Source organism: Isoptericola croceus (genome assembly GCF_029382255.1).
GTDB lineage: Bacteria > Actinomycetota > Actinomycetes > Actinomycetales > Cellulomonadaceae > Isoptericola > Isoptericola croceus.
Genome location: NZ_JARLLG010000003.1, coordinates 342,795 through 360,321 on the forward strand (window position 1 = coordinate 342,795; position 17,527 = coordinate 360,321).

Annotated in this window: 16 protein-coding genes and 2 pseudogenes; 13 read left to right on the plus strand and 5 right to left on the minus strand. The window is 72.3% G+C overall.

All coding sequences use genetic code 11. The features are described from left to right. Position 1: 1 nt before the first annotated feature. The 9 genes from PZC42_RS10170 to PZC42_RS10210 all read left to right on the plus strand — a co-directional run bounded on the left by PZC42_RS10170 (position 2) and on the right by PZC42_RS10210 (position 11,084). Positions 2 to 3,817, plus strand: a complete 3,816-nt coding sequence (locus PZC42_RS10170; RefSeq protein WP_277210618.1) for a DUF6079 family protein — start codon at positions 2 to 4, stop codon at positions 3,815 to 3,817. Next, a complete protein-coding gene (gene pglZ / locus PZC42_RS10175; RefSeq protein ID WP_277210620.1) occupies positions 3,808 to 6,486 on the plus strand; it encodes a BREX-2 system phosphatase PglZ in 2,679 nt (892 codons plus the stop codon). The genes PZC42_RS10170 and pglZ overlap by 10 nt, the downstream gene beginning before the upstream one ends. A gap of 72 nt (positions 6,487 to 6,558) precedes the next feature. After that, positions 6,559 to 6,822, plus strand: coding sequence for a hypothetical protein (locus tag PZC42_RS10180; protein ID WP_277210623.1), 264 nt, complete (start codon positions 6,559 to 6,561; stop codon positions 6,820 to 6,822). A 2-nt stretch (positions 6,823 to 6,824) separates the two neighbouring features. Further along, a complete protein-coding gene (locus PZC42_RS10185) occupies positions 6,825 to 7,082 on the plus strand; it encodes a CopG family transcriptional regulator (RefSeq protein WP_277210624.1) in 258 nt (85 codons plus the stop codon). Between the two features lie 77 nt (positions 7,083 to 7,159). After that, on the plus strand, positions 7,160 to 7,648 hold the full coding sequence (locus PZC42_RS10190) for a hypothetical protein (protein ID WP_277210626.1): 489 nt from the start codon (positions 7,160 to 7,162) through the stop codon (positions 7,646 to 7,648). 550 nt (positions 7,649 to 8,198) lie between these two features. After that, positions 8,199 to 9,335: an alcohol dehydrogenase catalytic domain-containing protein gene (locus tag PZC42_RS10195; RefSeq protein ID WP_277210628.1), complete on the plus strand. Its 1,137-nt coding sequence runs from the start codon at positions 8,199 to 8,201 to the stop codon at positions 9,333 to 9,335. Then, a complete protein-coding gene (gene fabG, locus PZC42_RS10200) occupies positions 9,332 to 10,093 on the plus strand; it encodes a 3-oxoacyl-ACP reductase FabG (protein WP_277210630.1) in 762 nt (253 codons plus the stop codon). Before PZC42_RS10195 ends, fabG begins: the two co-directional genes overlap by 4 nt. Next, positions 10,090 to 10,563 carry a MaoC family dehydratase gene (locus tag PZC42_RS10205; protein ID WP_277210631.1) on the plus strand — a complete coding sequence of 158 codons (474 nt, stop codon included), beginning with the start codon at positions 10,090 to 10,092 and terminating at the stop codon, positions 10,561 to 10,563. Before fabG ends, PZC42_RS10205 begins: the two co-directional genes overlap by 4 nt. Continuing rightward, on the plus strand, positions 10,560 to 11,084 hold the full coding sequence (locus PZC42_RS10210) for a pyridoxamine 5'-phosphate oxidase family protein (protein ID WP_277210633.1): 525 nt from the start codon (positions 10,560 to 10,562) through the stop codon (positions 11,082 to 11,084). The genes PZC42_RS10205 and PZC42_RS10210 overlap by 4 nt, the downstream gene beginning before the upstream one ends. Positions 11,085 to 11,183: 99 nt before the next feature. On the opposite strand, the pseudogene PZC42_RS10215 reads toward PZC42_RS10210, so the two are convergent. Then, positions 11,184 to 11,390, minus strand: a pseudogene (locus PZC42_RS10215) (acetyl-CoA C-acyltransferase); the annotation flags it as partial. A gap of 183 nt (positions 11,391 to 11,573) precedes the next feature. Here PZC42_RS10215 and PZC42_RS10220 point away from each other — a divergent pair. Next, positions 11,574 to 12,485, plus strand: a complete 912-nt coding sequence (locus PZC42_RS10220; RefSeq protein ID WP_277210635.1) for an alpha/beta fold hydrolase — start codon at positions 11,574 to 11,576, stop codon at positions 12,483 to 12,485. 57 nt (positions 12,486 to 12,542) lie between these two features. Here the strand turns inward: PZC42_RS10220 and PZC42_RS10225 are convergent, their stop codons facing one another. Together PZC42_RS10225 and PZC42_RS10230 are read right to left on the minus strand one after the other, a co-directional pair. After that, entirely contained in the window at positions 12,543 to 13,127 is a 585-nt protein-coding gene (locus PZC42_RS10225) for a TetR/AcrR family transcriptional regulator (protein ID WP_277210637.1), read from the minus strand. An 11-nt stretch (positions 13,128 to 13,138) separates the two neighbouring features. Beyond that, positions 13,139 to 13,878 (minus strand): annotated as a pseudogene (locus tag PZC42_RS10230) (SDR family oxidoreductase). Positions 13,879 to 14,060: 182 nt separating this feature from the next. Between PZC42_RS10230 and PZC42_RS10235 the strand changes: the two are divergent. Beyond that, positions 14,061 to 14,591 carry a YbhB/YbcL family Raf kinase inhibitor-like protein gene (locus PZC42_RS10235; protein WP_277210639.1) on the plus strand — a complete coding sequence of 177 codons (531 nt, stop codon included), beginning with the start codon at positions 14,061 to 14,063 and terminating at the stop codon, positions 14,589 to 14,591. Further along, the gene (locus tag PZC42_RS10240) at positions 14,588 to 15,175 is read left to right on the plus strand and encodes a YbaK/EbsC family protein (RefSeq protein ID WP_277210641.1); all 588 of its coding nucleotides are present in this window, start codon (positions 14,588 to 14,590) and stop codon (positions 15,173 to 15,175) included. The genes PZC42_RS10235 and PZC42_RS10240 overlap by 4 nt, the downstream gene beginning before the upstream one ends. 15 nt (positions 15,176 to 15,190) lie before the next feature. Here the strand turns inward: PZC42_RS10240 and PZC42_RS10245 are convergent, their stop codons facing one another. Beyond that, positions 15,191 to 16,186 (minus strand): siderophore-interacting protein, encoded by a 996-nt coding sequence (locus PZC42_RS10245; protein WP_438802944.1) that lies wholly within the window; start codon positions 16,184 to 16,186, stop codon positions 15,191 to 15,193. A gap of 82 nt (positions 16,187 to 16,268) precedes the next feature. Next, on the minus strand, positions 16,269 to 16,889 hold the full coding sequence (locus PZC42_RS10250) for a MerR family transcriptional regulator (protein WP_277210643.1): 621 nt from the start codon (positions 16,887 to 16,889) through the stop codon (positions 16,269 to 16,271). Between the two features lie 75 nt (positions 16,890 to 16,964). On the opposite strand from PZC42_RS10250, the gene PZC42_RS10255 reads away from it, so the two are divergent. Next, entirely contained in the window at positions 16,965 to 17,450 is a 486-nt protein-coding gene (locus tag PZC42_RS10255) for a DUF4188 domain-containing protein (RefSeq protein WP_277210645.1), read from the plus strand. The last annotated feature ends 77 nt before the right edge of the window (positions 17,451 to 17,527 follow it).

Below are 17,527 nucleotides of genomic sequence, written 5' to 3' on the forward strand. Positions count from 1 at the left end.
GATGAGCCAGGATGTAGCCATGCTGCTGCGCGACGCGATCCACATCAAGCCCCAGGTGCACGACGACGACTTCGTGCTGCAGATCAGCCGCATCTCCCAGGCGCACGCCCAGATGGTGCGCGACTACGTCGTCACCGAGGAGATCGCCGCCCAGTTCGACGAAGGCCTCGGGCTCGTCGCCGCGGCGATGACCGGCCCAAACCGCTCCAAGGGGGCTTTCGTCCACGGCTCCTTCGGCTCCGGCAAGTCGCACTACATGGCGGTGATGCACCTGCTGCTCACCGGGGACACGCAGGCCCGCTCCCTGACCGGGCTGGGCGGCGTCGTCGCCAAGCACGCCGACGTGCTGGACAAACGCTTCCTCGCCGTGGACTACCACCTCATCGGGGCGACATCCTTCGACGACGCCCTGTTCACCGGCTACCTGCGCACCGTCGCCGCCAAGCACCCCGACGCCCCGCTGCCGGTGCTGCAGCACGCCGACCAGATCCTCGCCGACGCCGACAACCTGCGCGCCCAGATGGGCGACAAGGCATTCTTCGCCCCGCTCGCCGCGCCCGGCAGCACCACCGACCCCGGCGCCGACCTGTCCGGCTGGGGCACCTTCGCCACCTCCGGCGCCATGACAGCCGCCGACTACGACCGCGCCCGGCGACAGCCGCCCGGTGACCCCGAGCGTGACCACCTGGTCTCCCAGCTCACCCAGCATTACTTCGCTGCGTCGAAGGGAGCGGGCACCTGGCTGGACATGACCGCCGGCCTGCAGGCCATGACCCACCACGCCCAGGCGCTCGGCTACGACGGCGTCGCGCTGTTCCTCGACGAGCTGGTGCTGTGGCTCGCCAACCACGTGCGCAACAGCGAGTTCATCGCCACCGAGACCGCCAAGGTCACCAAGCTCGTCGAGACCGGCGCCAGCAACCTGGCCGTGCCGCTGGTCTCCTTCGTCGCGCGGCAGCGCAACCTCAAGGACTTCCTCGGGGACGCCGGCGTCGGCGCGGAGAAGGTCGCCGTCGACGACAACTTCAAGCACTGGGAGTCGCGCTTCACCCCGATCACCCTGCCGTCGACGTCGCTGCCGCGGATCGTGCACCGGCGCCTGCTGCAGCCCACCGGCGAGGCGGGCGAGGCGGCGCTCGCCGAGGCGTTCACCCGCGTGCGGGCCAACCCCGCCACCACCACGCACCTGCTGTCTGGGGAGATGCACGCCGACGGCGTCGCCTTCGAGCAGGTCTACCCGTTCGCCCCCGCGCTCATCGACGTCATGGTGGCCCTGTCCAACGTGATGCAGCGATCGCGCACCGCGCTGAAGATCATGAGCGAGCTGCTGGCCCGCGGCTACGACGACCTGACTGTCGAGGACGTCATCCAGGCCGGGGACATCTTCGACCTCGTCGTCCTGGAGGACGACAAGGGCCCGCTCGACGTCGAGCTGCGGCCGCTGTTCACCACCGCGCGGAACTTCTACACGCTCAAGATGCGCCCCTACCTGCTCGACAAGCACGGCCTCGACGCGGCAGCCGCTGCCTCAGCGCCGCGCGACTCGGCGTTCCGTCGCGAGGACCGGCTGGCCAAGACGCTGCTCATCTCCGCCCTGGTGCCCCAGGCCGCCTCGATGCGCCACCTGACCGCTTCCAAGCTCGCCGCGCTGAACTTCGGGTCCGTGTCCGCGATGATCCCCGGCTTCGAGGCCCAGACTGTCGTCAACCTCGTGCGCGAGTGGGCCGCCGAGTGGGGCGAGATCACCATCGCCCAGGACGTGGCCGACCCGATCATCACCATGACCCTGTCCGGCGTGGACACGGACGCCCTGCTCGAGCAGGTCGCAGGGCACGAGACCACCGGGGACCGCGAGCGCCTCGTGCGCGACCTGCTGGCCGAGGCGCTCGGCGCGCAGAAGGACACCTCGATGTCCGGGGTGGACTACACGCTCGACCACACGTGGCGCGGGCAGCGCCGCACCGTGGACGTCATCTTCCGCAACCCGCGCGACGAGAACCTCGCCACCGAGACGCTGCGGGCCACGGACGGCCGGTGGCGGCTGGTGGTGGCGTTCCCGTTCGCTCCGGGCGACCAGGACCGCGCGGTCGACAACCGGGTCAAGATCCAGCAGCTGCAGGCCGACGGCGTGGAGTCGGACACCATCGTGTGGCTGCCGCAGTTCCTCACCGACGCCCGGGTGCGGGACCTCAGCCGCCTGGTCCAGCTGCGCTACCTGCTCAGCGGCAGCGTCTTCGACAAGCATGCGGTGTCCCTGCCGCTGGCGGACCGGGAACCGGCGCGCCGCGACCTGACCAACCAGCGCGACAACCTCACCGCGCAGATGATCGACGCGCTCAAGCGTGCCTACGGCGTCGAGACGCCCACGGAGGCGCACGTCGCGGGGATCGACGCGGGGTGGGAGACGTTCCACACCCTGGACCCGCGGTTCACACCGGCCAACCCCAGCGCCGCGACGCTGCGCGGCGCCGTCGACGGCGTGCTCGCAGCGGCGCTCGACGCCCGGTACCCGGGGCACCCCCAGATCGAGAACCCGGGCGCCGAGGTGCGCCGCGCGGAGGCCGCCGCTGTGCTGACCCTGGTGCGCGAGGCGATGGCCACAGGTGGGCGGATCGAGACCGTGGAACGCGCGGTGCTCAAGACGGTACGTCGCGTCGTCGTCGGCTACGGTGTCGGGCACCTGAACGAGTCCACCTACCACGTCTCGCAGGCCACGTTCCGCTGGCACGACGACTTCCGCACTGCCGCCGCGAGCGGCAACCCCACGGTGGCCGACCTGCGCCGCGCTCTGGAGAAGTACGGGCTGACCGAGCTGATGCAGGACCTGCTCATCTTGGCCTGGGCAGCCCTGACCGATCGGCAGCTCATGCACGGGCCCACCGCTCTGGGGGAGGTGACGCTCGGCGGACCGGCTCGCCTGACCCGCGACGTCGAGCTGCGCGAGCCCGCCCTGCCTGACGCGACCACGTGGGAGGCGGCCCTCGGGCGCGCCCAGCAGGTGCTCGGGGTGGCGCGCGGCGAGCATGCGCTGCTGTCCAAGGTGGTCGCCCGCGTGGCCCGGCAGGTCAAGCAGCGCGCCACCGAGCTGGCCCCGGCCGCCCGCGGCCTGGCCGACGCACTGGACCAGCACGCCGACATCCTCGGGCTGGATCCCGGCACGGGCCGGATGGCCACGGCCCGCACCGGTGCCGACCTCGTCGAGATGCTCGCGCACGAGCCCGACGACCTGGCTCGCCTGCAGGCGCTGGCAGCGGTCGACCTGCCCGCCGACACCGCCGCGCTGACCGCAAGCCTGAAGGCAGCCGGCACGCTCAGTGCACGCCTGCGTCAGGTCAGCTGGGACCTTGTCACCCAGCTGCCCGGTCTCGGCGCTGAAGGCGCAGCGCCACTGCAGCGCCTGCGCGAGGCCGCTGGGGCCGACGAGCTCGTCGTCTCGCTCGCTCCCGCCCTGACCGAGGCGACGACGGCCGCGACCTCCATCCTCACGGCCAGCCGGCCGACCCCCGCCGACCGCGCCCCGTCCGGCGACACAGCCACAGCCCGGGCCGAGGCCCGTGAACGCGAGGCCGCCGCCCGTCGCGAACGCGACGACGCCCGGCGCCGGGCCGAGGCAGCCGAACGTCAGGCGCGCACCGAGGCCGCCGAACGCCGCCGGGCCGAGGAACGCCTGCGCGAGCTCGAGGAGCGCGCCGCGGGCGAGCGCAGCGCCCAGGCGACCACCGTCGCCCAGATCCAGGACATCGCGCACCAGATGATCACCGAAGCCGCCGACCTGGCCGGGGACAAGACCCTGCACATCACCTGGCGGTGGCAGTGAACGCCGGCAACGTCCCCGAGGCATCTGGTGCCCTCGTGGACCAGATGGCCGACCGGCTCCTCGCCTCGCCGCGCCGCGAACGCGTGCTGCTGCTGTGGGCGCGCCCGCAGTGGGACGGTCCCGATGTGCTGCACCGCGGCGAGCACGAGGTGCACGTGGTGCGCGGGGTGTCCCAACTGGCGATCCTCGAAGCCGTGGCTCATCTGCCGGGCGATGCCCGCGCCGTCGTGCTCACCGACCGCACGCCCGACGACCTCGGTGACGCCATCCTGACCGGCATCTACGCCCAGAACCTGCAGTTCGCCGAGGAATGGGAGCTCGTGCCGAGCCTGTTCGGGGCACGCGACGTCGCCCAGGATCTGCGCTCACACTCCTGGGCCGCGCGTGCGCTGCTCGACCACGTCCCACCGGGCGGGTGGGAGACGTCCGAGGGGTTCACCGTCTCCGCGCGTCACGCCCTCGGCGGGCTGCTGGCCCACCTGATCGGGCTTGAGCGCGGCACCATCCCCGATGCCGACACCCTGCTGGCCGGCCTCGCCGAGCCCGAACAGCGCGCCGCCTGGCAGTCCGTCGACGACGAGCTCGCGGCCCGCCTGGCCCAGTGGGCCCACCGCGACCTCGGGGCCGCCGCCGCCTTCACCCTGCACGTGGCGCGCCAGAAGAACTACCTCACCCCGCTCGCGCTCGCGCTGACCGCCGGGGTGCTGTGGCCCGCCGACGACGAGGCGCCGGTCACCGCCCAGGTCGAGGCGCGCGTACGCCTGGAGAAGTATCTTGGCGGGTTCGAGCCGCGACCTGCCGACCTGCGCGCCGTCGCCCAGCTCGCCGACGCCGCGGTGCTGCGCGTGGACAACGACCCGCGCCCCGACCCGAAGGATGTCCAGGCAGTAACCACCGCGGCCACCCAGGCGTCCACGCTGCTCGACGAGCTCGGCTGGGCCGACGGTGCCCGGCGCTCCACCATCCTGCCCGAAGGCCTCGACGCGCGGATGCAGGCCCTCGCCACCGCCGTGGCGGCGGGCGACGGCTACGAGGAGCGGCTCGACGATCTGCTCGCCCACCGCCAGGCCGACCAGGTGCGCGAGGTCGCTCTGATGGCCGTGCGGCTGGCCCGCTGGCTGGCCACCAACGAGGAGCCCACCGACCACCTGGCTGTCGACCTGGAGCAGCACACCACGGACGGCGCCTGGGTCGACGTGGCCGTCGGAGCCGTGTGGAACGCCTCGGACGACCCGGTCACCTCGGGCGCCTTGGCCACGCTCGTCGAGCGGGTGCGCGCGCGGCGCAGTCGTCGCGACGAACGCGCCGCCCGGCGGCTGTCTGAGGTGACCGCCTGGACCCCGCAGGCCGGCTGGAGCGGGGCCCACGGTGTCGAGGACGTGCTGCGCGGCGTCGTGCAGCCCTGGCGAGCCGTGCGCGGCACCGGCGGGGTGCTCCTCGTGGTGCTGGACGGGATGTCCATGGCCATCGCCCACGACCTCGCCGAGGAGGCCACGAGGCAGGGTCTGGTCGAGTGGGCGCCCGAGACGCTCGGCCGCAGGCTCGCCGTCGTCGCCGCCCTGCCCAGCGAGACCGCCGTGTCCCGCACCAGCCTGCTCACCGGCGAGGTGTGCCACGGCTCGTCGGCCACCGAGAAGCGCGGCCTGGCCGCCGCCTTCGCCGGCACTCCCCTGTTCCACAAGGGTGACCTGCGCTCCGGGGCCGGGGCCGCACTGCCCGACGCCGTCGCGAGCGCGCTGGCCGACGCCGGTGCCGCCGTCGTCGGCGTGGTCATCAACACGATCGACGACGCCACGCACAAGACCGACACCTCGGCGCGCCGCTGGGACCTCGACGCGCTCGCCCCGCTGCGCGCGCTGCTCGCGGCGGCCCGCACTCACCGGCGCACCGTCGTGCTCACCTCTGACCATGGGCACGTTGTCGAGCGGGAGACTCGGCAGCTGCCGTCGGCCGCGCGCGACGGCCGCTGGCGCGCGGCCGGTGGCCCCGTCAGCGACGGTGAGGTCGCCGTCAGCGGGCCACGCGTGCAGGCCGACGGCCGACAGGAAGCAGTGCTGTTGTGGGGCGACGACACCCGATACGGGCACGTCGCGGCCGGGTACCACGGCGGGGCGTCACTGGCCGAGGTCACCGTGCCCGTCGTCGTGCTGCAGCCCGCCACCGCGACCTCGGGAGCAGATGGGTGGGCGCCCGTGCCCGAGCAGCAGCCCGTGTGGTGGAACGAGCCTGTCTCCGCGGCGGCGGTGCATGCGCCCGTCACACTCCCGTCCGGCAGGCGGAAGAAGGCTGCCCCGCCTGCGGGAGGCGAGCTGCTGTTCGACCTGCCCAAGGGTGACGCCGCCGCAGTCGCCGAGCCCAGCGACCTCGTGGCACGTGTGCTGGCATCGGCGGTGTACGCCGAGCAGCGCCACACCGTCCGCAGCGCAAGCGACGTCACCGACGAACAGGTGGCCCACGTGCTCGACGAGCTGGTGTCGCGGCACGGCACCGCGCACCTGCGCACGCTCGCCCGCGCGCTCGGCGTGCCCGCGTCGAAGACGCCGCCGGTGCTCATCGGCGTGCGCAGGCTGCTCAACGTCGACGGAGCGGAGGTCGTCACCGCTCCCGGCAGCGGGATGGTACGGCTGCATGTCGACAACCTGCGCGAGGTGTTCGAGGTCGACGGCTGAGGCTCGGGTAGTGGCTGCAACTCGACTTACGTACTACGATGGTGTCGTACATAAATAGCGAGGGAGGCGACGTTGCCGGTCCGAGTTCACCCGCGCATCCAACAGCGCCACCCTGAGATCGAACCGGCCGACGTCGTCGCCGCCTTCGAAGGAACTCTGCGCAAGGTCAGCCGCACAGACACGGATCCTCTGCAGTGGGTCGGCGTCGGGATGGACGGGCGAGGACGACTGCTTGAGTACGTCGCCATCGAGGTCGGCATCGACGACTGGCTCGTGTTCCACGCGATGGCCGCGAGTACCAAGACTATGACCGAGACGGGACTACGAAGGAAGTGACCATGACCAAGTACACCGCAGCGTCGGGCGCCGACTTCTCCGACGCCGACATCGAGACGTGGGCCAACGAGGCCGAGGCCGGCTTTCCCGGCGCACGCTTCGGCACGTCGTCGCCCGGCCGACCCGTCAGCGTCGGGCAGGACGCCAAGCCCTTCACGCTCCGGCTGGATGCTGCGCGCCGCGCGAAGCTCGAAGCGCGCGCCAAGGCGGAGCACACCAACCCGTCCCAGGTGATGAGAGACCTCATCGACGCCATGTGACGCGATCCGCCGCACGTTCTCCACAGATGCGGCAAAGGGGTATCGGCGCCAGGCCTGTCCCGGCCACGATCGCGGGTATGGGAATCCGCTACTACGCATCGACTTGGCACCCCGACGATGCCGAGACCGTCATCCGTGAACCACGCCTCGCGCTGCCTGACGATCCATTCTTCGCCGCATGGAGCCGACTGAGCGCCCCCGAGGCCAGTCCGAACCTGCTGTACCTCGACAAGGCGTGGCCAGATTTCCAGGACCTCACCGGCCCGCGCCGCGGACGGGCCGCGCGTCCGTCCTACCGCCTCTTCGAGGGGCAGATAGCCCATGTCAAGCGAGGTTGGATCCCCTGGCTGCGCGCCCTCGAACCCACCGAGGTCCGCACGTTGTCCCAGGACCTCGCGGCGATCACCAACCGCGACATCGAGCAGTGCGCCGCTTCCGACGACGGCAAGACCAGCGGGTACCTCCGCTACCGCCACGAGGACCTAACGCACTTCCTGGACCAGGCGCAGGCGTTCATCTCCCAGGCAGCAGACCGTGGCGACGGCATCGCGTACATGATCGGGTGAGTGCCACAGCAAAGCGGTGTCACTCGACGCTCCCACACTTCCGAATCTGCAACATTCAGGCGTCCTTCCGTTCGAGTGCAGTGCCGGGTCCGGGTACTCCGGGGTGCGAGGGCTGAACGCGTTGGTCGCCACGATCAGCACGCCGTCGTTAGCGCCGGTGGTCGCCGAGTGCTCGCTGCGCAAGGGTCAGGTCCGGTCGGGCAAGTCCGTGGCCTGGCACCTGGACCGGGCGCAGAAGACAGCCCGGGTCCTCACCAGTACCGGTCAGCAGGTGTGGGTGCGTGGCGATGCCGCGTTCGCCACCGCAAGAGATGTCGCCGACGTCCGACGTGCGGGGGCGTGGTTCTCCTTGACGATCCCGCAGTGGCCGACCGTCAGGGCCGCGATCGCGCAGATCGCCCAGGAGACGTGGACCCGATCCAGTACCCGAACGACAACCTGGCGGCCCCTCTCACCATGGTCCGGACGTACGTTGCGACACCGTCCGGTTCCCCGCATACCGCGCGGTCGGTATGCTGGGTGCACAGTCTACGACGAGGAGGTCGTTGCCGTGCAGATCACCGGTGCCGTGCTCGAACGCTGCGGCGCGCCCGCGCCCTGGGCCGACTCGCGCCCGCTCACCGTCGGGCCGGTCGAGCTCGACCCACCGGGCCTCGGCGAGATCGCCGTCCGCATCGAGGCGGCCGGGCTGTGCCACTCCGACCTGTCCGTCGTGGACGGCAACCGGGTCCGGCCCACCCCGATGCTGCTCGGCCACGAGGCCGCCGGGATCGTCGAGGCTGTCGGCCCCCGCCCCGGCACCGATCTATCGCCCCCTGCGGGGATCGACGTCGGTACCCGCGTGGTCATGACCTTCCTGCCCCGCTGCGGGCAGTGCGAGGCGTGCGCCACCGACGGCCGACTGCCCTGCTCCGTGGGATCCGCCGCCAACGCGGCCGGCGAGCTCGTCGGCGGCGCCCGTCGCCTGCACCGCGACGGCGCCGACGTGCACCACCACCTGGGCGTGAGCGCCTTCGCTACCCACGCCGTCGTCTCGGCCACCTCGGTGGTCCCCGTGCCCGACGACGTCCCCGCGGACGTCGCGGCGCTGCTCGGTTGCGCCGTGCTCACCGGCGGCGGAGCGGTGCTCAACGCGGGCCGGCCGCCGCCGGGCGAGACCGTCGCCGTCGTCGGGCTCGGCGGTGTCGGCATGGCGGCGCTGCTGGTGGCCGCCGCACTCGGCCACGAGGTGATCAGCGTCGACACCGTCACCGCCAAGCTGGACCTCGCCCGCGAGCTGGGCGCCCGCGCCCTCACCCCGGCCGAGGCCCTCGACGCCGGCCTCCGGGCCCCCGTCGTCGTGGAGGCCGCCGGCAACGCACGCGCCTTCGAGACCGCCTACGCCCTCACCTCCCCCGGCGGCACGACCGTCACCGTCGGGCTGCCCGGACCGGACGCCCGGGCGAGCATCTCCCCGCTGAGCCTGACCGCCGAGGCCCGCACCGTCGTCGGCTCCTACCTCGGCTCGGCCGTCCCGAGCCGCGACATCCCCCAATACGTGGAACTCTGGCGAGCAGGACGACTGCCGCTGGAACGACTCGTCTCCGCCCGCATCGGGCTGGACGAGCTGCCCCGCGCGCTGGACCGCCTCGCCGCCGGCGAGGAGCTGCGCCAGCTGATCACCTTCGACGAGAGGACACCCGCATGACCAGCACCACACCCCGCGTCGCCGTCGTCACCGGCGGCGCCCGCGGCATCGGCGCCGCGACCGCCGCCCGTCTGGCCTCGGACGGGCATGCCGTCGCCGTGCTTGACCTGCTCGAAGACCTTGCCGCGGAGACTGCCGCGAAGCTCGTCGCGGAGGGCCACCGGGCGATCGGGATCGGCGTCGACGTCGCCGACGAGGCCGCTGTCACCGCCGCCGTCGAGCGCGTGGTCGCCGAGCTCGGCGCGCCGACCATCCTGGTCAACAACGCCGGCATCCTGCGCGACAACCTGCTGTTCAAGATGTCCGCCGACGACTGGGACGCCGTGATGAACGTGCACCTGCGCGGGGCGTTCCTCGTCACCAGGGCCGTACAGAAGCACATGGTGGACGCCGGGTTCGGGCGCATCGTCAACCTGTCCAGCACCTCGGCGCTCGGCTACCGCGGCCAGGCGAACTACTCCGCGGCCAAGGCCGGCATGCAGGGCTTCACCAAGACCCTGGCCATCGAGCTCGGCAAGTTCGGCGTCACCGCCAACGCCATCGCCCCGGGCACGATCGCCACCGACATGATCGCCGCCACCGCCGAGCGTCTGGGCATGACGCCGGAGGCCCTCCACGCCGAGGCCGCCAAGAACATTCCGGTCGGACGCGTCGGGCAGCCGGAGGACATCGCGGCCGCGGCGTCGTTCTTCTGCTCCGAGGAGGCCTCCTTCACCAACGGACAGGTGCTCTACGTCGCGGGCGGGCCGAAGGCGTGAGCGAGGTCCGCGACATCATCCGCGTCGAGAGCCCCGCAGCGCTCGCCGACGCCGTCGGCCAGCAGGCCACCGGCAAGTGGTTCACGATCGACCAGCACCGGATCGCCGCGTTCGCCGACGCGACCGAGGACCACCAGTGGATCCACCTGGACGCCGAACGGGCGAAGCACGGGCCGTTCGGCACGACGATCGCGCACGGCTTCCTCACGCTGTCGCTGCTCCCGCGGCTCACCGGGGAGCTGCTCGAGGTCGGGCAGACCGCGATGGCGGTCAACTACGGCCTCGACAAGGTGCGGTTCCTCACCCCGGTGGCCGCGGGCGCCCGCGTGCGCGCGACCACCGAGATCACCGGGGCGGAGACCACCGCGCAGGGCGTCCGGCTCGCCTCCACGGTGACGATCGAGATCGAGGGCGCCGACAAGCCGGCCCTGATCGCCCAGACGCTCTCGCTCTACGCCCCGTCGGCATGACACCGCTCCTGCCCGGCCTCGCGCAGGTCGGGCAGGATGAGGTCATGCCGCACGCTTCGACGCCAGGCCCCCGTCCCCGTGAGCAGCGCATCGCCGACACCTTGGCCATGCTGACGAGCCCGGCGCGTGACGCCTGGGTGGCGTCGTCGTCCGACGACGGCGCGGCACAGCCTTACCTGATCCCCTTGTCGCTGGCCTGGCTGCAGGAGCGAGTGGTGCTCGCCCTGCCGGAGTCTTCCCGCACCGCGCGCAACATCGCCGGCATCTCCAGCACCCGACTCGCACTCGGCCACACCCGGGACGTCGTGCTCGTCGACGCCGTGCTGGAGCAGACCGTGCCGATGGTGGACGCGCCTCCGGCCCTGGCCCAGGGGTACGCCGCCCAGGCCGACTGGGACCCGCGCGAGGATCCGGACGGGTACGTCTACCTGGTCCTGCACCCGCAGCAGATCCAGGCCTGGCGTGAGGTGGACGAGCTGCGCGGGCGCACCCTGATGCGCGACGGCGCTTGGGTCTCGTAGGGACACGGTCCAGCGCTTCTGTTCGGCAGAACGCGGCCGGTTCGGTACGCAGGAGTACCGAACCGGCCGCGTTCTGCCGACCTGATGCACGAGAGAGCGTCAGAGCCGCTCGAGCACCATGGCCATGCCCTGGCCGCCGCCGACGCACATGGTCTCCAGCCCGTACCGGCCGCCGGTCGTCTCGAGGCCGTTGAGCAGCGTGGACGTGATCCGCGCTCCGGTCATGCCGAAGGGGTGCCCGACGGCGATCGCCCCGCCGTGCACGTTGAGCTTGTCCTCGTCGATGCCCAGCTCGCGCGCCGACGGGCAGGTTCACCCACGTGTTCGTCGACGCGACCACGCAGCGCCCGGTGCCCGTGCCCGGGCCGGTCCGGTCCGCGATCGAGCAGCACCTGCTCGGGCCCGGGGAAGACCACCCCGACCGATGAGTCTTGACCGTCCTTCGTGTCAGCACAGACACGACACCGGTACCCGGAGGGAGTGGACGGCATGACGGGACGGACCAGCACCGTACGCGAGCACGGCCGGATCGGGCCGGCCGACGGCGAGGCCCTGGGACCGGAGCTCTTCGCCACCGCTGACAGGGCACGGCTGTGCTACCAGGACGCCGGCGACGGCGCCGCTCCGGCGATCCTGCTGGTCGGCGGGCTCGGGTCGTCGATGGACTGGTGGCCCGCCGATCTCTGCGCAGAGCTGGTCGCCAGCGGGCGACGGGTCCTGCGCTACGACCACCGGGACACGGGCCGGTCCACCCTGTCCGCACCGGGGAAGCCCGACTACACCGACCGCGACCTGGCCCACGACGCACTGCGCGTCCTCGACGCGTCGGGCGTGGAGCATGCCCACCTGGTCGGCCTGTCGATGGGCGGAGCCTTCGTGCAACGGCTGGCGATCGAACGCCCGGACCGCGTCGCCTCGGTGACCCTGGTGGCGACCACACGCGCCGTCGACTCTCCCGGCCGACCGACGATGCCGCCCCCGTCACCCGAGGTCGCAGGCCTGTGGGGCACCCCTGGACCCGACCCGACGGATACCGCGGCGGTCGTGGCCGCCCTGGTTGCCGAGGACCGCGTGCTGACCGGTCGAGGCAGCTTCGACGCAGCGCGGACGAGAGCGGTCGCGACGCGCGCGGTGCACCGGAGCGCCGACCCGACGGCCGGCGCCCGTCATGCCGAGGCCGGACCGGGCGGTGCCGTCCACGGCACCCTGGCCGACATCGCCGCACAGACCCTCGTGGTCCACGGGGCGCAGGACCCGCTCTTCCCTGGCCACGGCGAGCTCCTCGCCGACGAGATCCCCGGGTCGCGGCTCCTCGTGCTCGCCGACATGGGGCATCAGGTGCCGCCGCCCGAGACGTGGGACCAGTTCCTGCCGGAGGTCCTGCGACACACCTCGCCGTAGCGCCGCGGTGCGCTCACATACCGACTGCGCGGTGCGCTCCGGACACCTGGCACCGCGTCATCCGTCCTCCACGGTGATGCTGCTCAGGAAGAGGTCGGTCAGCTGGTTCGCGACCTCCGTCTTGCTCTCCGGGCCCGACGGCGAGTACCAGTAGGACAGGTAGTGCACGTCGGAGAAGAAGTGGGCGATCAGCACCGACCGCGGCACGTCCGTCCGCACGGCGCCCTCGGCCTGCCCCTGGGCGACGAGCGCGGCGAACTGGTCGTGGTACTCGCGCCGCCGCCGGGTGACCTCCTTGCGCCGCGGTTCCGTGAGCATGTGCATGCTCCGGAAGAACACCGTGCCCTCGGGCAGCAGGTCGATCGAGGTCTCGACCACGTCGACGCACACCGCGCGCAGGACGTCGGTCGTGCGCCCCCCGTCCGCGACGATCTCCTCGAGACGACGCTTCTGCAACGACAGCATGCGGTCGTAGATCGCGAAGAGCAGATCGTCCTTGGACTGGAAGTAGTGGTACATGGCGCCCTTGGTGACGCCTGCGGCCTCGACGATCTGCTGGACGCTGGTGGTGGCGTAGCCCTGGGTCGCGAAGAGGTCGAGGGCGGCCTGCAGGACCGAGTCGGCGACGTTGGTGGTCTTCATAGGTCCATCCTTCACCCGACGGGCACGATGGACGCGCCACCGTCGATACGGAGTGTCTGGCCGGTGACCCATGCCGCGTCGTCGGACAGCAGGAACGCGATCGGTCCCGCCACGTCGTCGGGCAGGCCGAGGCGGCCGAGCGGGTACCCGGCGACCACCTCGTCCTCGCGCGACTCGTAGAGTGCGCGCGACAGGTGCGTCTTGACGACGGCCGGAGCGACGGCGTTGACGCGCAGCCGCGGCGCGAGCTCCTGGGCGAGCTGCGCCGTGAGGTTGATCAGCGCGGCCTTCGAGACGCCGTAGAAGGCGATGTTGGGGCTCGTGGACGTCCCGGAGATCGAGGCGGTGTTGACGACCGAGGAGCACAGCCCCGCCGCGACGGCGTCGCGGGTCCACTCCAGGGCGGCCACCACGTTGACGTCGACGATCTTGCGCACGACCGACGGTTCGACCTCCAGCACGGGCCCCCAGGCGGGGTTGATGCCCGCGTTGTTCACCAGGTGGTCCAGGCGCCCGTACCGCTCCGCGACGTGGGCGAAGACCTCCTCGCGGTGGGCGTCGTCGTCGACCTTGCCCGCCACGGCGGAGGCATTCTGGGCACCGAGCTCGGCCACGGCCTCCTCGAGGGCATCGGGCTTGCGCCCGTGAGCACGACCTGGCCTCCCTCGGCCACGAGGCGCCGAGCCACCGCGAGCCCGATACCTCGGCTCGCGCCCGTGATGACCGTGACCTGTCCTGCGAACCTGCGCACTGCGCCACCCCTCGAACGTCGTCGTCCACGGCACCGGTCGCCGTCTCGCAGCGTACCGCCCAGTCGGTTTGTAGCGCCGACGCTACCACGCCCGCCATCCCCCGGACACTCCTTGCTACCTGCTGTGACACCGTCTCGTCCGTGACGTTGCCGCGAGCCGCGGTCCGCACCACAGTGGTGGCATGGACTTCACGCGCCCTGTTCCCCCGGACCCCTACTCCCTGCTTCCCGCCCCTGCGACGTTCGAGCTGACCAGTGCGGACTTCTCGCCCGGCGAGCCGATGCCGTCGGACCACGCGGCCGACGGCGGCAACACCTCGCCGGAGCTGTCCTGGTCGGGCTTCCCCGAGGCCACGCGGTCGTTCGTGGTGAGCTGCTTCGACGTCGACGCCCCCACGCCGTCGGGCTACTGGCACTGGCACGTGCTCGACCTGCCCGCGTCGGTGACCTCGCTCGCCCGCGGCGCGGGCGCTGCCGACGGATCCGGTCTGCCGGACGACGCGTTCCAGCTCACCTCCGACGGCGGGCAGCCCGGTTTCGAGGGTGCGGGCCCGCCGCCCGGCGACCGCGCGCACCGCTACGTGTTCGCCGTGCACGCCCTCGACGTCGACTCGCTGGAGCTGACGACCGACCACACGAACGTGCAGGCCGCGTTCAACGTGTACTTCCACACGCTCGCGCGCGCGACGCTCACGGGGACCTACCAGCGATGAGCGACGCGACGGCACAGCGCCTGCCCACGCTCGGCGACCTCGACTGGATGCCCGCCCTCGGGCACCCCGAGCTCGTGGCGACGCCAGTCGCCGCCGCCCTGCGCGCCTGGTCCGCGGTGGACGACCGCGTCGCCGCCGAGGTCGCGGTCGCCGCCATCGACCCCGACCATGCCGACACGGCGACGCTGAACGAGGTGCACGGCCTGCCGCCGGAGGCCTCCGCCAACTGCGTCGTGGTCGCCGGACGCCGCGGCGACGTCGAGCGCGTCGCGGCCTGCGTCGTCACCGCCACGACCCACGCGGACGTCAACACGCGGGTCCGCAAGCTCCTGGACGCCCGCAAGGCCTCGTTCCTGGCGACGGAGCGGGCCACGGCGGAGTCCGGGATGGAGTACGGCGGCATCACCCCCGTCGGCCTGCCGGAGTCATGGCAGGTGCTGGTCGACGAGCGGTTCGCAGCCCCGGGCGCGCTCGCCCTCATGGGCTCCGGGCTGCGCCGCTCCAAGCTGCTGATGCCCGGCGACCTGCTCTGCGCGGCGCCGTGGGTCGAGGTGGTGCCGGGCCTCGGCGTCGTGCGCGGCTAGCTCAGGACGGCCCGCTCAGCACTCGGCGCGTCCGCGACGCCAGTAGCCCATGAAGGCGACCGACGTGCGGTCGACGCCCTTGGTGCTGACCAGGTAGCGCCGCAGCGTCTTGATCACGCCCGCCTCCCCGGCGAGCCAGGCGTACAGGACCGTGTCCTGCGCCAGCGGCCTGCCCGCGTCGTCGACGGGGACCTCCCAGAGGATCCCGTCGTCGATGTCGACGTCCTCCAGGTCGCTTGACAGCTCGCGGGAGGGCGACGGGGGCTCGTCGTCGGCCGCCGCCCGCACGCCCATCGCGAGCATGCGGTCGGCCGCGTCCTGGACGGCGGGCACGAGGAGCGCACCGTGCTCGTCGTCCTCACGAGCCAGCCAGGTGATCCGCACCCCGGCGGGTGCGGCGAGCGTCCAGCGGTCCTCGCGGTGCGGCACCTCGAGGAAGACCTCGCCGACGGCGTCGCCGGGCAACGCCTCGCAGATCGACGCGATCGCCGGGACCGCCGTCTCGTCCCCGGCGAGCAGCAGCGCGTGGCTCGTCGCCGGCGGGGCGAACTCGCGGCCGCCGTGGCCACCCGGGTGAGCGGCATTCGGCCCGAGAAGGACCAGCGGCGTACCCGGGCGAGCGCCGTTGGCCCAGCGGGACGCCGGGCCGGTGTCGCCGTGCAGGACGATGTCGACGTCGACCTCGCGCAGACCCGGCCGCACCGCACGCACCGTGTAGGTGCGCAGCGGGTTGCGACGCTCCTCGGGAAGGGCCCGCCACGACGTGAACCAGTCCGGGTTCTGCCGGTCGAGGTACTCCCAGCCTCCGCAGGGCGCGGGCAGCAGGAACTTGATCCGCTGGTCGGCCCCGTTGTCCGCGAACTGGTCGAGGTCATCCCCCGTGAAGGTGATGCGGACGAACGAGGGGCACAGCCGCGTGACGCGCTTGACCTCGACGTCGAACATGCGCCACGGCTGCGGCGCGACGATGCCGGTCGGTGCGGTCTCGGTGGCAGCGGCGGTCTCAGTCACGCAGGCCAGCCTAACCTCACCTGGGATGCTCAGGGCAACCTCCGTGATCGGAGTCACACCGCGAGCGCCGTGCGCCGAGGCGTCACGCCCCGAAGACTTCCTGACTGGCCCGCACCTGGGCCATGCGTCGTAGCGTGAGCACAAGGGGGTCCGTGAGCAGGGTCCCCACCACGACCTGCCGCAGCGCGGCCGCCGGTTCGAGCTGCACGGTGGTCAGGTCGGCCGCCGCGACCAGGTCCGCCGCCGCGGCGAGCGACCGGAGGTAGTCGTCCGAGACGACCACCCCTGCGGCGTCGGCGGCCCGGAGCTGCTCGGCCAGCCGGTCCACGAGCAGCGGGTCGTCGCACCAGCCGCGCTCCGCCACGAGCTCACGAGCGCGGCGTCGGGCCGTGTCCTGCTCGTCGCCGCCGGGTCGACCTCTGCCCTCCGCCGCGACCAACGCGTGGTGGGCCGCCCCGAGCAGGTCATGACGCGATGGCGGCGGGTCGTCCAGCGCGGCGAGGACCTCGCGCACGGCGCCGAGGCTCAGCCCTGCGGACTCCGTGAGCGCCCGCACGAGCCGCACCCGCGACACGTGCGCCTCGTCGTAGGTCGCCTGGGTGCGTGACGTCGCGGTCCCCGGCGGCAGGAGCCCCTCGCGCAGGTAGTACTTCAACGTCGCCACCGCGACCCCCGTGGTCGCCGCGAGCCCTGAGATGCGCATCGTTCTCCTTTCGGCCTTGACATTGGAGAGTAGCACTGTCCAATAATGGAGAGTTGGACTATCCAAGGAGATCTCATGGTCGACCTCACGACGCACGACCACGACGGCGACCTCGCCGTCTTCCTCATCGGCGCCCGGATCAACAAGCTCTGGCGGCCCGACGGCTGGTGGCCAGCGCTGGCCGCCATGGGCCCGATGCTCCGCGAGCTGTATCGGGATCCCGACACGGGGTTCCTCGGCGCCACCACCCTGGTCGGGCTGCGTGGACCGACCGTGGTGCAGTACTGGCGCAGCGTCGACGACATCTACGCGTACGCCAACGACGGCGGGCGCGAGCACCGGCCCGCCTGGGTCGAGTTCTACCGCCGCGCCCGGCGCGTGCCCGGCACGGTCGGCGTCTGGCACGAGACGTTCTCCGTCCCTGCCGGTGGCCACGAGTCGCTGTACATGGACGTCGCCAGGCCGATCGGCCTGGCCGCGGCCACCGGCGTCGTCCCCGCCGCCCACCGCGGCCGCACGGCCCGCGAGCGCATGCACCACCAGCCAGAGCGCGGCGAATGACCACGGGAAGAACCGAGCCGCCCCGAGCGTTGGGCAGCCCTGGACGGGCCGACGGCCCGTACCCAGGACAGCACCCG